Origin of the sequence: Lysinibacillus sp. ZYM-1 (assembly GCF_001308875.1) — a bacterium.
Lineage (GTDB): Bacteria > Bacillota > Bacilli > Bacillales_A > Planococcaceae > Lysinibacillus.
On the sequence record NZ_KQ465131.1, the window covers coordinates 32,181 to 48,834 of the forward strand.

General features: G+C 37.3%; 16 protein-coding genes. 2 read left to right on the forward strand and 14 right to left on the reverse strand.

Annotated features, from left to right (window positions below; genetic code table 11):
• Positions 1–90 precede the first annotated feature (90 nt).
• From AO843_RS18090 to AO843_RS18135, 10 genes are all read right to left on the reverse strand, one after another.
• Complete coding sequence (locus AO843_RS18090; RefSeq protein WP_369814437.1) at positions 91–477, reverse strand: GNAT family N-acetyltransferase; 387 nt, start codon at positions 475–477, stop codon at positions 91–93.
• Between the two features lie 200 nt (positions 478–677).
• A complete protein-coding gene (locus AO843_RS18095; protein ID WP_054612490.1) occupies positions 678–1,514 on the reverse strand; it encodes a D-alanyl-D-alanine carboxypeptidase family protein in 837 nt (278 codons plus the stop codon).
• A 99-nt stretch (positions 1,515–1,613) separates the two neighbouring features.
• A complete protein-coding gene (locus AO843_RS18100) occupies positions 1,614–2,225 on the reverse strand; it encodes a histidine phosphatase family protein (protein ID WP_054612491.1) in 612 nt (203 codons plus the stop codon).
• A gap of 56 nt (positions 2,226–2,281) precedes the next feature.
• Positions 2,282–2,701 (reverse strand): DUF3995 domain-containing protein, encoded by a 420-nt coding sequence (locus AO843_RS18105; protein WP_054612492.1) that lies wholly within the window; start codon positions 2,699–2,701, stop codon positions 2,282–2,284.
• 104 nt (positions 2,702–2,805) lie between these two features.
• The gene (locus tag AO843_RS18110; RefSeq protein WP_054612493.1) at positions 2,806–3,312 is read right to left on the reverse strand and encodes a TetR/AcrR family transcriptional regulator; all 507 of its coding nucleotides are present in this window, start codon (positions 3,310–3,312) and stop codon (positions 2,806–2,808) included.
• 515 nt (positions 3,313–3,827) lie between these two features.
• Positions 3,828–7,361: an S-layer homology domain-containing protein gene (locus tag AO843_RS18115; RefSeq protein WP_197278956.1), complete on the reverse strand. Its 3,534-nt coding sequence runs from the start codon at positions 7,359–7,361 to the stop codon at positions 3,828–3,830.
• A 1,037-nt stretch (positions 7,362–8,398) separates the two neighbouring features.
• A complete protein-coding gene (locus AO843_RS18120; protein ID WP_054612495.1) occupies positions 8,399–8,599 on the reverse strand; it encodes a hypothetical protein in 201 nt (66 codons plus the stop codon).
• Positions 8,600–8,772: 173 nt separating this feature from the next.
• A complete protein-coding gene (locus AO843_RS18125; RefSeq protein ID WP_054612496.1) occupies positions 8,773–8,955 on the reverse strand; it encodes a hypothetical protein in 183 nt (60 codons plus the stop codon).
• Positions 8,956–9,817: 862 nt separating this feature from the next.
• Positions 9,818–10,309, reverse strand: coding sequence for a DinB family protein (locus tag AO843_RS18130; protein WP_054612497.1), 492 nt, complete (start codon positions 10,307–10,309; stop codon positions 9,818–9,820).
• Between the two features lie 180 nt (positions 10,310–10,489).
• Entirely contained in the window at positions 10,490–12,178 is a 1,689-nt protein-coding gene (locus AO843_RS18135; RefSeq protein WP_054612498.1) for an AAA family ATPase, read from the reverse strand.
• Positions 12,179–12,271: 93 nt separating this feature from the next.
• On the opposite strand from AO843_RS18135, the gene AO843_RS18140 reads away from it, so the two are divergent.
• A complete protein-coding gene (locus AO843_RS18140; protein ID WP_054612499.1) occupies positions 12,272–12,706 on the forward strand; it encodes a DUF5301 domain-containing protein in 435 nt (144 codons plus the stop codon).
• A 32-nt stretch (positions 12,707–12,738) separates the two neighbouring features.
• On the opposite strand, the gene AO843_RS18145 is transcribed toward AO843_RS18140, so the two are convergent.
• The 4 genes from AO843_RS18145 to AO843_RS18160 all read right to left on the reverse strand — a co-directional run bounded on the left by AO843_RS18145 (position 12,739) and on the right by AO843_RS18160 (position 15,192).
• A complete protein-coding gene (locus AO843_RS18145) occupies positions 12,739–13,695 on the reverse strand; it encodes a helix-turn-helix transcriptional regulator (RefSeq protein WP_054612500.1) in 957 nt (318 codons plus the stop codon).
• Positions 13,696–13,937: 242 nt separating this feature from the next.
• The gene (locus AO843_RS18150; protein WP_054612501.1) at positions 13,938–14,252 is read right to left on the reverse strand and encodes a YbjQ family protein; all 315 of its coding nucleotides are present in this window, start codon (positions 14,250–14,252) and stop codon (positions 13,938–13,940) included.
• Between the two features lie 6 nt (positions 14,253–14,258).
• Entirely contained in the window at positions 14,259–14,747 is a 489-nt protein-coding gene (locus AO843_RS18155; protein ID WP_054612502.1) for a nucleoside 2-deoxyribosyltransferase, read from the reverse strand.
• A gap of 10 nt (positions 14,748–14,757) precedes the next feature.
• Positions 14,758–15,192: a GNAT family N-acetyltransferase gene (locus AO843_RS18160; RefSeq protein ID WP_054612503.1), complete on the reverse strand. Its 435-nt coding sequence runs from the start codon at positions 15,190–15,192 to the stop codon at positions 14,758–14,760.
• 224 nt (positions 15,193–15,416) lie between these two features.
• Here AO843_RS18160 and AO843_RS18165 point away from each other — a divergent pair, with 224 nt between their 5' ends.
• Positions 15,417–16,451 carry a YdcF family protein gene (locus AO843_RS18165; RefSeq protein WP_054612504.1) on the forward strand — a complete coding sequence of 345 codons (1,035 nt, stop codon included), beginning with the start codon at positions 15,417–15,419 and terminating at the stop codon, positions 16,449–16,451.
• Positions 16,452–16,654: the final 203 nt, after the last annotated feature.

Here is a 16,654-nt window from a genome sequence, read left to right on the forward strand (position 1 = left end):
ATAATCTCCTTTTCTAACCTAGTATTTCATCTGATACAAAGTTCCCTAACTTAATAACCCATGCTCATTTCAGAAAATTTAGATAAATATTCATTTGTTTATCCACTCATATAGAATATCTGGTAAATTTTCTTCGTTTTCATGTCCTCTTCCAATAATTTTAAATCCATTCTTTTCATAAAATCTTTGTGCGTTTTTATTTACTTCAAATGTATATAAGGTTAATCTCCCACTAGATTGTTCTTTTACTTTGTCTAGTAATATTTGACCTAACCCTAATCCTTGATAATCTATATGAATATAAAGCTGGCTAATCTCCTTCTCATTATAGGCAACCATTCCAACTACTTTGTCATCAATTAGTGCTACATCTATTTGAAACTGTTCAAGTAATATATGGTTTAAAAAATAAACGTGACTTTCAATGCTATGCATTTCTTTCTGCCCAATAGCCTGTTGCTTACTGTCTCGCCACATAACCACTGTCTGTTCTGCATATGTGGGATTATACGGGGTAATTATAAATTGTTGTTGGTTCACTACTTCTATACCTCCATCGTATTTAGATACTGATTTATACTTCTTTCATCCTCACAAACTTATTCATATTTTAACATAAATAACCAAACTTACGAATCTAAGAATTATGCCAGACAGTGTATACGTAGTTCTAACGATCAGAGAGCATCGTAAGCTGTCAAAGCGTCTTCGATATGTGGAGGTGGTGTCCAGGCATAACCTGGCGCATTTGTTGTAATGAATAGAAATTTCCGCCCGCCTTTTTCCATTAATGACGCTAGACATAGCCCTGCTTCTGGTGTATATCCGGTTTTTCCTCCTAAGATAGTTCCATCCACATTTTGCACTTTCGTGAATAGCGAGTTTGTTATGAGCAGTTCTGTTGGGACATGTGTTGTATAGGTTTTCGAAGTAAATATTTGATAAAATGTGGGGTTTTCTAATGCATAAAGGAGAAGTTTACTAATATCCTGTAAGCTTGATACGTGTGCCTCGTCATGGAGACCGCTCGTATTGACAAAATGTGTAGCGTTCATGCCAAGTTCCTGTGCTTTGTTATTCATGTAAGTGACAAATTCATCCTCGCTGCTAGCGATGGCTTCAGCAAGTGTTCCCGTTGCATCCGCACCTGAGGCAAGCAATGTGCCATATAATAAATCTTCAATTGTAGCAAAATCCCCTGCATGAAAGCCTGCCATTGAGGCATTTTGAGCAGTATATTTGGCTATTGTTTGTGGTTTGACAATGGTTTGCGTTTGTAAATTTTCTGACATCTCTATCGCAACGATGGCTGTCATAATCTTTGTTAAAGATGCAGGATAAATGATGACATCAGCATTTTTTTCATACAATATCTCTCCCTGGGCATTCAGCAACAAAGCATTTTTACTATGTAAGGGTGGTAGTTCTAGTTGAGTAAATTCTTGTGTATTATTTGTATAATAAATGACGAAAACCAGGATAACGGTACAGCAAAACATGATCCATTTATTCATAAAAAAACGCCTCCTACACATTATAATAGGCGGCAATTTTGAATATTCCTTTAATTGAATAAAAGCGTATTAGGATTAACTCCAACACGCTTTTAACCTTTAATAGACATCTTCGAAATTAGAACAAATTCTTGTGATTTTTTGATTAGCTAATTTAAAAAACACATCCTGAGAAACCTCTAATTTAAGTGCATCTTCTTTATGGAGACCCGCATAAATTCCTCTTAAAATACGACCTGTTAGACCGTGTGAGACGACGATCACTTTGGGATGATGTTGGATATCTTCAAACCAAGCGGACAACCTGCTTGCTACCGCCTCATAACTTTCCCCATCGGGCGCATGGAAATACCAATTAAAAGCATCTGTGTTCGTCAACAGATTTGGCCAAGATTGCTGAATGTCTGGCATTGTTAAGCCAGCCCATTGCCCGACCGCCACTTCCGTCAATCGCTGATCATACTCCACATTCTTCCTATCATAGCCAATTTTTTCACAAAGTATTTCTGTGCTTTGCACGGCTCTTCCTAGTGGACTTGAAATAATTTTCCAATCATTAGCATCGCCAATGAAGGTTTTCAGCATAAGAGCATTTTGTTGTACTTGCTCTTTACCAAGCTCCGTTAGTGGTGAATCAAGTTGTCCTTGATATCTTCCTTGCGTATTGTAATCTGTTTCACCATGACGGAGTAAGTAAATCATTTGCTGCATTATTCTATTTCCCCCTATCCACTGCTCACTCTCATCATGTTAGAATATAACCCCCATTAAAGCAATAGCATGAAATAGACGAAGCCCAAAAACACACATAAGGGACTGTATAGTTTCGTATCATTTTTAGCAAATTGGGAATGCTTTATTGTTTTAAAAAAACCAACATATTTAAAATCACCAATTGCTCGTATGCTAAAAACAACTGCACAGATGATACATCCAACTTTAGAATAGGTCGAGGCAGGAAAAGCTGTTATATAACCTCCTTGGACGAGGATGATAACACTTGCTGATAGAAGTAGGATAGCTACACAGAGTGTTCCCCATTTTCTAGGACTGAAAACAACTTGTTGACTGCCTTCTTTGACAGGGAGCACAGCCCCAGTCCCCCATTCCCCCCCAAATGCCCAATAAATATGAATGATACTAATCAACCATAATAGACCCACTGAAACTAATGATAAAATAAACATATTCCGGTCCTCCATTTCTATCAATAACATACGCTGACGTATGTTCAGGTGATAAATAGAGCCCCTATGAGGTTTGTTTCATCCTCTTAGGGACACACGAATACCTATAAAAGTAGCTTCACCATTTTTTCTAAATCAAAATAAGGATTAGCTTCATATCGAGCCAGCCAGCCAACATAGGTTAAATAAGCAAGTCTTGCTCGATCTATTGCTTGTTCTACATCAATGCCTTGTTTTTGATACAGCTTGGCAACGCAGTCAATTCGTTGCTCTTCAATTTGAACAATACGGGCAGCGACCAGTGCATCATATTTAGACCAAGCATAGATACCCATTTCTATTTTTTTATCTTTATGAAAGCTCATTCGTAAAAGCTGTTCCAAAGTAGCTTCCTCTTGCTCCATACTCTCAATAATGGCTTTTGTCGCATGAGTTTCCCAATAATCTAGCATGGAATCTAATAGCTGTTGATGATCACGAAAATAATGATAAAAGCTACCTTTGCTTATTTTTAGCGATCGAGCTAGTGCTTCAATACGTACTTTATGTATACCCTCTTCCGCTAATTGTTGTAGGCCAGCTTTTATCCAATCTTCACTCGTTACTTGCATGATCATCCTCCTAAAAATACGATGGCGTATGTTTTGTCTTATATTACCACTTTATTCATTGTTTATCAACTTTAGTTTGTCGTGTTTATGACGAACATTAATATGATTATTCACTGTAAAATTGATGGTTATCACACGTGGCAAGATAGCACACACTAAAATAATGGCAATGAGCTTTTTCATTTGTATGCTCCTTTTCATTAGGGTTTGTAAATAGTATTGTTGTTTCTCAGGTATAGCATATAGAAACACATCCATTTGGGAATATATGAATGTATATACTTCGTTTATGCATTAAATTCTTGATAGTATGGATCGGTATCCACTCACATTTAAGTTCGCTTACCCCTATACTTTTCATATAATATTTATTAGAGATCGGTAAATAGACAGAAATAATGAAATAGCCCTGCTCAAATGTTGATTTGAGCAGGGTTTTAAATTTGTCTATAAAATGGTGATTTTAGTGAACTAAATGAAATCTACCTTTTTTAGGGCTTATTATGTGTCCAAGCTTACTTTTGTATTTCTTCTTTCACTTCGATTGCAGCTGCCTCGATTTCGCCAATGGCCCAATGGGTAGAAGGGACATCGCTAAATGTCGATGTTGTAATGTCTTCTAAAGCCGGACGTTCGAACAATTGGTTGAGCACTTTCACGGCTTGTGCCCGTGTTAAGGAACCGTTTGGATGAAATGTTGTTTCACTATTCCCCGTCATCATCCCCCATGCACTCACTTGTTCAATTGCACTTGCAGCCCAGTGAGTTGGCGAAACGTCTGTAAATGATTTACCTTTGCCAGAGGTATGACAGATCGTTTTTGATGGATCCTGTGCACATACGGTTTCGATCCAATGAGCCACGACACTTGCCATTTGAGCGCGTGTAATCGTACCATTTGGATTGAATGTCGTTTCCGTTATGCCGTTAAATAAATCAGCTTGCTTCACCACTTCAATCGCATCTTTTGAAGGATGATTCGTTGTATCTTTAAACGAAACGTTAGTCGTTGTTGGAATGTCACCGTTTGATAAGAAACGCGCTAACATCGTTGCCATTTGTGCACGTGTTACCGGGGTATTTGGTTTGAAAGTACCATCTGGGTAACCCTGAATGTAGGGTGCTAATCGGTTCACTTCTACTTCTGCTTCCTCTTCTTGCGCTTCCGAAGCATAGACTAAGCTAAATGTGGAGAAATGATCGACTTCAAACTGGAACCCTTTCACCCCCGGTTCAAATTCAACAATACGCCCACGTTTTACTTCCGTCGTGGCGTCACTATGCTCGATATAAACAACTAATGACGCCATTTGTTCTTCCGTTACCTCCTCCGAAATCGGTAACGTAATCGTTACAGGGCGATTTTGTAGATTCGTTTCAATCGTTACAGGTGTTCCCATTAGTGAAATGATCGCTCTTTTTGGCATGGCTTGTTGGATTTGTTCATTTTTTAGAGCATTCGTCTGAATCACTTCTTGTTGTTGTGCCTTTACTGGCACAATACGGAAGAAAACATCCTCTGTCACGCCATTGAATGAAGTTGACGGCATCGTCAATTGAGCTAACGCTGTTTGCATGAAGAAATTCGTTTGTTGCTTGTTTAAAAATAACCCTGCATTTCTTGAAAGATTCAAATGAGCCTCTGCCGTCGCTGTTTCTGCTGGGTAGACAAGGCGAATTGTTCGTGCATCTTGATTCGACAGTTGTGGTACGAATACTTGAACATGATCTAATAAAACATCTGCTCGATACTTCACGATTCCTTGTTCCACAGTACGTATAATGTTTATAGCACGCGGAGTTGGTTCTGTTGGATAGACTGGCTCTGATGTCGGCTCTGGTGTTGGTGTAGGGAATGCATTCACCGTAATTGTTGCCGTATCAGACGTACTGCCATAGGTTCCTGTTACCGTTACAGTACCTGGCGCAATCGCTGTTAAGACATTCCCTTGTATCTTAGCGATGGTTGAATTGCTTACCGTAAAGGTTGTATTAGCCGTTTGGTCTTGACTGGTTCCATCCGACAGGCTTTCTGTCATTTGGAATCTTTGCTTTCCTCCTACTGTTACTTGCCCTGTTTTAGGTGATAGAACCATGCCTGTTGTTGTAACAGGTGTTGCATTCACCGTAATCGTCGCCGTATCAGACGTACTACCATAGGTTGCCGTTACGGTCACAGTTCCTGGTGCAATCGCTGTTAATTCATTATTTTGCATTGTGGCGATGGCAGCATCGCTTACCGTAAAGGTTGCATTAGCCGTTTGATCTCGACTTGTTCCATCCGACAGGTTTTCTACTAGCTGGAAGTTCTGTGTGCCTCCTACGGTTACTTGCCCTGTTTTTGGTGATAGAACAATGCCTGTTATTGTGACAGGTGGTGTATTCACCGTAATCGTAGCTACAGTTTCGTTGCCCGCCGTATCGCGTGCATATACCGAATATATGCCATTCTCCATTGCTTCGAACTCTAATTCATTAACAATGTCCGCTCCTCCACCTGAAGCGAAGAAAGCTATTTGCTGCTCTCCCTTTGCCCAGCGAAGAGCAACCAATGTATTGCCTTGAGTTGCTCCTTCCGTCTCAACTTCAACATCTACTAACACCGTTTTATTTGTAGGTTTAACAGGGAAGGGTGTTAATGTCAATTTTGGTGCTTGCTTGAACAAGTTTGAAACCGTTATACTAGATTGCGCGAAATTACCTGCAGTATCCTCTACATAAACTGTATATTCACCATTTCTAGCAGCAAAAAATTGATTCGTGAATGATGTTCCTTCTCCTGCTTGAAAGTAGGACGAATCTTGCAATCCTTCCGCCCAAAGCTGCTTACTAATTGCCACATTGTCCACTGCAGTAGCATTTATTAGAATATCCTTATTTGTAAGAGCAGTTGTACTTGCTGTGAGCGAAACGCTTGGTGCTACAAGATCAATATTGGACACAATTATTGATCTTAGCGCCTCGTTCCCAACGCTATCTCGAGCATAGACCGTGTAATGTCCATTGGCGTTCGCGGTAAAGCTATTAGTAAATGCAGTACCATCGGTTGTGAAGTAACTCTCTGCGTGAGTGCCGGCTGCCCATTTAAGTAGCTTTACACCACTAATCGCATCAGTTGCATTAACCTGCACGGTTACATGCCGATTAGTTGCTTCATTAGGCGCCAGTGTATGCGAAAGGTTTGGACCGGTGTTGTCGTATATAACAGATGAGCCATCTGTTGTTGCTGTAATTTCAGTGCTTGGAGCCCCCTTATCCGAGAATACAACAGCGGACACTGATAAATCCCCTTCGTTCACAGCATCAGTTAACTCCAGAGAAGCAGCCCAGTCAGTACCACCTCCTAAAGCTGTTACCATTACACCAGCAATCTTCAAAACAGGTGCTGCTATAGGAAGATCTGTTTGTAAGGAAACCGTTACCTCATCACCCTTTTTGGCATACACAGAAAGTCCACTATTAGATGAAATCTTTAGCGATTTCACTACTGGAGTAGCCCGATCAATCGTATAATTGGTAAAGGTATGATTAATTGTCTTTGTCCAACCATCAGTAAAGTCAACAAGAGCCACCCACATCGCATTCGTTGGAATGTTCAAGGCGTTAGTTGTGGTTTGTAGATCTACTCCATTAACTGAATACTGAAAGATCGTATTGCCAATTGCGTATTGATTTGTGCCTTCAATCTGAAAAGAATTTATCGTTGCCCAAGTAGCGGTTGCAGGAATACTCATTGCGTCGTTCGTTTGAGTAATTTCACCGTAGTTGCTATAGGTAAACTCTTCATTCCAACTATCTCGAAACCAACCGCTATCAAAATAGTTGGAGGGTGTAACCCAATCAGCATTAGTCGGTGGCGTAGAGCTTTTTTGTATTACCCCATTAAGGCTATATGTGTATTCAGTTACTGTCCCTGTGTAAGTGTTATTGGTAATTGCCTGGTAGCTCCTCATGACTTGCCCTTCAAAGGTAGCTGCACGAACCTGAGTTGGACTGGTGAACGTTACAAACGATCCTAACATTGGCAGAAGCAATATTACTATTGCCAAAGTGGAGAAAACACCTCTTTTTTTCATGCGAATTTTCCTTTCATTGATGATATGTAATATTTCAAATGGATAGGCTAGATAGTTTTTTCATGTAGTTGCCCTTCTTTACCTTTTTTTATTTCTGTGTAGTAGCAACCTCAACTAAGTGGACAATTTGACTTAATTGAGTTTCCCATGAACATCCCCTTAGCAGTACAACAATGAATAGTCTACTTATCCTTACATGTATGACTACATATTCCTTCTTTAAATGTACTATAAAAAAAGATAGATCGATACTAACAAATGTTAATAATGAGACTATTAACATGCCAAATGAGGATCCATCAACAACGTTTCACAGCGGAAAGCAATAATTCTAATTGCTCTGCTATTTGGGGCACAAATTGTGATATACATGATTCATAGTGTAGTAGTTTTTGATGAGGAAAGTAGGTTTTAAACCGCATGAAGAGCTTTAAATTATAAAGGTGTGTTAATTTAGAACGGTGAATGATGTTAAAGATAAAATACAACGATTCTTCCAAAATACTATCAAAAGGTTAAAAATAATTCTTGTATCTTAACCTTTAATAGTTATAGAATTGATTATTATATAACTTTATTTTCTGCTACATAGGGTATTTTAAACAAAGTTATTATAGATTATACAGAGAGTAGAAAGTACAATAACTCTAAAAACGAGGTTACACATCATTAGCAATTTAAGAATAGATTGAACACAACATATTAATTTCTTTTATTTCAAAAAGTTGTATCTCTTGTCCTATTCCTTGTTAGATGTGACTTTATACAAAACTATAACTTACTTATAATGATGTAGGGCAATTTTCCTGTATAATTCTCCGTAATCATTCATACAATCCTCTTTTGAATAATTACCGGGAAATAGCAAATTTATTTTTTAACTTCTTCTTCCAGCATCTCTTTAATAAATTGAAAAATTTTTTCTTCCATTTAACATAGAATAGATTGTAATTATAAGAAAAATAGAACATTACAAAAAGCCACATCCAATTAGGTGTGACTTTTATGTATTAGTTATCTAAATAAATATACACCTCGACAGTATTGGTTTCTTCTGTATAAATAAAGTCACGGTTTACTACTTTGTAAAATGCATTTTCCAACCCTACTCTATCACCTACATTTGGCAAAACAGGTGTTGTATCTTTAAATTCTTTCATTACAAGGCACTCGCCATTTGCTTCACAATATATAACAGATAATCGCTTCATTATTTTATACCTCCCTTCACACTAATCATAATGCGAATGGAAATGATTGTATGTAATAACATTTTGATATAAAAAAGCACCCACGATCAAATGGATGCTTAGTTAATTATTGAATTGGGCAAGGTGCTTTGACACAGCTTGGTGGCTTAGATGAACCTCCACCTCCATCACTTTCATAATGTGGTTTGCTTGCTACTCGCACTTGCACCACTAGCTAATGCTAAACTTAAAAATAAAACACCTAAAATAGACAACATTGATTTATTCTTTTTCGTAATTTCAGAAGGTTGCACGTTGTATATTGCTAAAATTCCACCTACAGCATCTACATTAAAATAACCATTAAGAGTTTTCACTTCACCATTTTTCGTTTAAATTATCATTTTATTATACAAGTTAAATCCCTTCCCTTAAAATCATATCATAAAAAGGAGCCTATCCTCAGAGGACAAACTTCTGAACTAAAGAAAGTTTAACTTAGCTTGTTTCTGACATACAAGTATAAGCGAACGTGTTATTTTGTAACTGTTATTTTGTTAGCGTATTTCCGTACGCTTTTGATAAAACTTGATAATATCAATTTATATCATTTTTTTCCGAACTTCCTTGATGTTAAGAAATTCATCTAAATCAAGGAAATAAAAAATATAATGTTATCATTGTATAACCGAATGCAAATGTGAATTTTTGAGACAGCCATTTGTCTCGAGAATAAATGAATATACCCCACACCAAAATGCTCGACAATAACATTAGCCACAACCACATGTAATCAATGTAAAACCATTTCAAAAAATCCAATTCCAACCACCTACCTCCCTTAATCTAATACTATTTTATTAGACACCCTCTACATAAATACCCTTATATCCATCCAACTACAATGATCGTATCAAATTATTCAAAGAGTTATTTAATTTCATGTCACCTTGCACAAGTACTTACGATTTAACTTTGTTAGGACTCGTATCAGGACTACGATTTGGTTAGTTAACTGGATTAACAACCGATTGTTTCGATTTTAAGAATAATCAAGTAAAAATTGATCGAGCATGGGACCACAATCGAAAAAACGCTCAAACCTCAGTATTTATAAGGTTTCAAGCGCTTTTTATTTCAGTTAAAAAATTAACCTTTAATTTGTAATAGACGTCCCATTTGGACGTTCCCGTTCTTATACCATTAAAGCTCACTATAAGGGCATAACTGTAAAGCTATTTAACAGCTGCGTTGCCCTGGCCAAGCTCCTTGCATTTTACTTAGAAATACGATTTGCCCAATATGATAGGCGTCATGCATTGCTAAACTCTTCAGTTCAAGCACTAATGTTCTTTCTCCACGGATCTCTCTATACAAATCCTCTTCTTCTGATTTAGTTAGTATTTTTTCAAGTTCACGATGAACATACAAGTATTCCTGTTTGGTTTCAGCCCAATTTTGCATCGTCACAGTTGGTAAACGAAATGTAGCGTCATTATTTTCTGCCTGTGGTTCATTCGCTGTTTCACCAAGGAATCGCACTAGAAGTCTCTTTTTATAGAAAAGTAAATGACAAACTATTTCCCAAATGGAATTCGTTGGCCCCTCGACTGGTTTCCAAATTGCCTGTTCAAACGTAATATCCTCTAATACTTGTTCAAGTGGCGGAAACCAGTCTTCTTCATCTAAGCAACTTGCCCATTGTTGTAGCAAAAGTGTCTTAACATCCATTTCCTATTCCCTCCAATTTAATCCCTTTAATAGAGAAAATTTCTTTGATCATCAAAATTCATTTACCGTCTATTAAACTAGCTCACTAACGGACATTAATTTTCTATTATTCAGAAAAATGTAACGAACTTAGTTTATCATAACTCGTGTTAAACGAGAAAGAACAACTGAAGCCTTTCTTTAAAACGTATTATCAAATAAATTTTCTGCCATCCCCTGTAAGATGTCATGCTCCTCAAATGTCATTAGTTGTTCTTTTGTTATCATTGACTGTTGGATTAGACGATTGGATTGAATCGTTACCAGTTTTTCAAACAAGTTTCGGATATAACGACCATTAGAGAAGTTAGGAATACTTTCTATTGGCATTTGATGTAGTTGCATTTTCATATGATGTGCAAAAGCTTCTCCAAATTTATAATCATTGGTTTGACAAAGCATAGCAAAAATATCATAGAGTTCATCCGTGCTAAAGTTATCAAACTGAACAAAATGATTGAAGCGTGATTTAAAACCTGGATTGGATTGTAAAAATTCCTCCATTAGCTCTGTATAACCAGCAACGATGATGACTAAGTCATCCCGTAAATCCTCCATAGCTTTTAATAGACTATCAATTGCTTCCTTGCCAAATGCATCCTGTTTGTCGTTGATCAAAGAATAAGCTTCATCAATAAAAAGAACTCCTCCTTTTGCCTTATGAACCACTTCTTGAACCTTTAACGCTGTTTGACCTACATATCCTGCGACAAGCCCTGCACGATCTGTTTCTACAAAATGCCCGCTTGATAGTACACCAAGATGCTTATAGATTTGACCAATAATACGTGCCACTGTTGTTTTTCCTGTGCCAGGATTACCTGAGAAAACAAGGTGATAGGTAATGGGGAAACTTGTTAAGCCATGATCTACGCGCAGGCTTTGGATTTTAATAAAATTTATTAAATTATGTAGTTCCTTTTTGGCATTAGGCAAACCTACAAGACTATCCAGTTGCATTTGTAGTTTTTCAATCTCTTGCTCGATTTCAGGCGTAATCCGCAATCGTTCATCGTCGATAAATTCACCACTGTAAATAATCTTTCCCTCTTGGTTATAAAAATCGCCTCGACCATGCTTTTTACCATGCACCAACTCCCCTATATAGGAGGCCTGTCCATTGGCATAATAAAGTGTTCCTCGTCCTGTCATCGCATCCTCTTTAAATTGACCTTCTGCTTCAAGAGCACCATGCCTAGAATAGATTTTCCCTTTGCCATGCTTCATATCTTCAAAGAAATGGCCATCATATTGGAGCGTTGTCACACCATTGGTAAGCTCCTCAGTTGTTGGTGATTCCGTAGGGTAAAAGAGCTTCCCTGCCCCTTGCATATGATGCCAAATAAAATCACCTTCGTATTGTAAAAATCCATTTGGATAATATTGCTTGCCTTTGCCTTTTTTCATGCCATGAACAAAATCACCCTCATACTGTGGCTGATTTAAATGAGGATACTGTGCTCGCAATGCTTGATAAGGGGCAATCGCATCCTCTTCATAATATAAAATGCCATAGCCATCCATTAAATCATTACGAAAATGCCCCTCATAATGAATTTTACCGTCCTTATATAAAATGCCATGACCTTGTTTTTTATTTTGAATAAATTCGCCCTGATAAACGAGTTGTCCTTTTAAAAACATAATGCCGTTTCCTTGCTTCATATGATTGACGAATTCACCCTCGAATAATCGTTCACCTTCTTGATCAAATATTGTACCCTTGCCGTCATAAATATCGTGGCCAAAATCATTTTTTTTGACGCCACCTTGATACATGATTGTTCCATTTGGATAAAAAAGTTCTTTTTCTGCATGATTATGTGTCATTTGATTGCCTTCCTTTATCATTTCAGTATATGCTCAATTATAGCGTGGATAAGAATACATATGTGCGAATTTTTAGAATTTAAGGAGACAAGCATGAAGAAAAGATATAAAATACTTCTAGGCATTTTACTACCACTACTTATTCTGTATATCTCTACAATGCTATTAACGCGTGACACTGATTTTTCAAAGGAGGTTACGGAGCGTCTTGATGTTGATGAAATTAATGCCATTGAAATTATTCGTGCCTCAGATGAAAAAACAATAAAGATTACTGAGGCGGCTGAAATGAATCAAATCATGCAGCAATTGAACGAGCAACCATTAAAAAAGGTATGGTTTGCTAAATCTAATTTTAAAGAAGCTTATTGGATAACTTTAGCTCTTAAAGGTGACCGAGAAGTTGGCTTACGTTTAGATGATGCCAAGCATTTATTCGTTTATTTATATGAAGAAAACTACATGAAGGATTACAAGCTTGCTAGTGATTTTGATATGACATTCATTGAACAGCTTTTTCAACAATAATGAAAATGACCCATGCGCCAAGGCATGGGTTTTTAAATACAACGATAATTTTGTTGCATGGACTGGATAGTCGCAATGATCTCTTCTCTTAGCTCAATAGGCTCCATTACTTCAATATGGGCCCCTTGACTCAGCAACCACGTTTTGATACCAAGTCCAAATACTTCTGCTTCAAAAAAGTGTGCACCATCTTTTTGCGAGATTAATTTTGCTGTCGGCAAACGATCTAACACTGCCTGGGGAGATATTCCTTTGTAAAGAAATCGAAGTTGCGTGAGCTCACCAGTGTGTATAAACTGAATACGCTTGCGGAACGCCTCTTCTTGAAAGCGATTGGTATATGGATTTTGAAAATTTTTATCTAATTCACGTACCTGTTGAATATCATCCATTCGATAAACAATTGGTAGGTCTAGATCCCCTGCTATTAAATAAAAATAGTATTCTGAAAAGATAACAGCGAGAGGTTTTAAAATCTTTTGAGTCGAGGTCGTGTCACGCTCGCTTACATATTCAATTTCGATCATCTTGTGCTTTTCAATGGCTGCTGAAATACTCCAAATAAGAGATAATAATGATTTATTTCGATGCATATCAACATAAAGATGTTTTTCCTTCATCATGTTTCTCTTCTGTGGATCTGTTGCCACAAGAGAAATGAGCTTATCAATAATATCATTCATCTCTGCTTTTAAAAATGCTCTTGATGCGATAAGTATTTTGACAACCGCTACTACTTGCTCTTCTGATAAACAATTGTTCGCAGTATTTGTCAGCTTGTACTCTTTTGCTGCTCGCATATATTGTAAATGATAATCCCATTTAGCTTTTTTCATATATGCTCGTATTAGATCGATATCTCGTTGTATTGTTTTTTCACCAACTTGATGTATCAATGCTTCCTGCTTCTTGTTGATTCCTTGGCCATCCATTAATCTGTCAAATATTGAAAGAACACGATAGCCTTTACTCTGTTGTGAATCTACCATAAATCCCACTCTTTCTGTTATGTCAAATGCCAAACGATCTGAACATGTTTAGTCTATATCACTACCTTACTTCTATTTTATTTGGTATAGTTGGTACTATACGCCTCCTGCAATAAAACATCATTCAATAAACGAAATAGGCTGTATTCTTGACATAATTAACAATAATTTCACAAACAATGAAGCAAAAGTATGTTGAAATAAAAAGGACTTTAATCCATTCGATTAAAGTCCTTTGCCTTTTATTTTAATCTGACAGCTGTGCCATACACTAACACTTCTGATGTGCCATCCATCACTGAAGACGTTGCAAAGCGTACGCCTACAACGGCATCTGCACCTAGTTGACGTGCCTCTTCCTCCATTGCTTGTGTAGCGATTTCACGGGAGCGTACGAGCATTTCAGCATACTCTTTCATTTCTCCCCCCACAATATTTCGTAGTCCAGCGATCATATCACGCCCAATGTTTCTAGTCTGCACAGAATTCCCCTTCACAAGACCTAATGTTTCCATAACTTCTCTTCCAGCCACAACATCTGATGTTGCTAATAGCATAGTTAGTTATACCTCCTCGTTTTTCAACTCTTTTATAGCTTCCACAGCCTCTTCAATAGAAGATGTGATAACCCCATTACGTTTAATTAAGCCAATAACAAATAAATTACGATAGACAAATTGATTTTCTAGTCCATCTCGTACCAGTGCCTCTATTTTTTGCATATTGTCTCGTCCTTGTTGACGAACATCTGTCATTACACCAATAATGGGACGGTTTAGCATGGAAAACGCCCCGATTTCAGCGGCCACACCTGAATCAATTTCAACGCCATCTAATACAGCAATCAATACATCGCTATTTTGCAGCATCTCCAAATCTGCTTGAGCAATTGCTAAACTATCCGCATAAGCCGATTTATCATTGATGGCATCGTTCTCCTGTGGTACGTATAATGCGATACCTGGTACTACCTCACGAATTGCTGCTGCTAGCTGCTCATTGACTAAACGATCTCCTAAAGAAAATAATCCATTTGCTAAATAAGCTTTCATGTTGAACTCCTCAATCTACTGTTTTTTCAAAAATGATTTTATGTCTTCCCTTTTCATCAACAAATGTTGAAACAATATCAAACCCATGCTTGAGATTGGTGATGAGCATGGCTTTACGTGCATTTCTGCCATATGTACGAACTTTGTGAAAACCTAATGTTTTGATATGTTCATGCTGTTTTTTCATTAACTGACTAGCAATTCCCTGCCCTCTCTTCGTGACATGAACACCACCCAACCAACTATAAAATACACCATCTGGATGTGGGTAGCCTAGTTTAAAGCCGATTATGCTTTCTTCCTCAACCGCCAATAAACAAAGAAGACCCTCTTTTCTTTCTAACTTTTCGACTGACAGCTTGGCACCGTCGAAGACATGGGCATGTAGTTCTTGCAATGGTTCAAGCCATTCATAGGGTATACCTTCTATCGTCACTATATACATGTTCATCACCTCTATCTGTTTGATATTATAACAGAATTGCATTACCTTAGTGAGGCTTGAGCAAACAGCTCCAAAACTTAAAAGGCTCGTTTTGTATCTGGTTTTAAGGAAATCGCTGCTATTTCATTACTGATCAGAAGGCATATAAGTTAGTTGATTTCAGCTAATAATTACTTATAATAGAAAGATATCATCCACAACACATCATTAGAGGTGCAATTTTTATGTATTTTGGCATTATTCCACTTATTCTTTTCATCATTTTTCTCCTTTCTTATCGGAAAGATCCGAGAAAGATGATCAACGGACTATTATTTAATATGTTTGTCTGTTCATTTCTATTATTTTGCTTTATTGCTTCTTTAGCATCTGATTTTTACTTTTTAAGACTGGTTGTCATTATTCCACTGATTGCCTTATTTATCATCATCCCCTTTGCCATTATTGCTTTAATGTTTGGCTTGTTTTTAAATGCGAGAGTATTAATGAAACGGGAGGGTAGACGCTTGGCCAATTCCTTAACTTTACTAGTGGCTATTGGCATCTTATTATTTATCCTATTACCGATTATTAATCCCGCTAGCTTGTTTTCAGCCCATCTTCAACCAATATTTGCTGGGATATCCCTAATTACGTTTTATTTCTTTATCCATTTATCTAATTTCTTATCAGCTTATTTTCTCTATCAATTTAATCGACCAAAGTATAATCAAGATTTTATCATTGTATTGGGAAGTGGCTTAATTAATGACAAGGTCCCGCCCCTTTTAGCTAGCCGCATTCAAAAAGCGATGGATTTCTATTATAAACAAGCAGCAGTTAGCACACCACCAACCATTCTCTTTTCTGGTGGTCAAGGATCTGATGAGAATCTACCTGAAGCTGAAGCCATGCAAAGGTATGCGATCGAAAAAGGCATTCCTATTGAGCATACGCTACAAGAAAACCAATCTGTTAATACCTATCAAAATATGCTATTTTCGAAGCAGATAATGGATGAAATCAAACAAGCTGAGGCATATAACAGTATCTTCACGACAAATAATTTTCATTTGTTCCGTGCAGGTATTTATGCCAGACTTGCGGGCTTGAACAGTCAGGGTATTGGATCGAAGACAGCCTTTTATTATTGGCCGAACGCCATGATTCGTGAATATGTTGCGATTGTTGTTTTGGAACGAAAACGACATATGAAAATGATTGGACCGATCGTTATTATTTCCATCTTGTTAGCTCTAGTCAGCTTTTTCTTTGTATAATCTTTTGAAAGGATTCAAGATACTTTAATGTCATGAATTCTTTCATTGTGTTTTTACACCAAGTACAGCTTCCATTGTTGTTCATAAAATGTCAGATACAATTGACGTGGTTAATTCTCCTCTTGTACTACTGGATAAAGAATAAAATGACCTTTTATATCGGGCGCATCTTTTTAAGCACTTCGATGTCGACCATATCTATA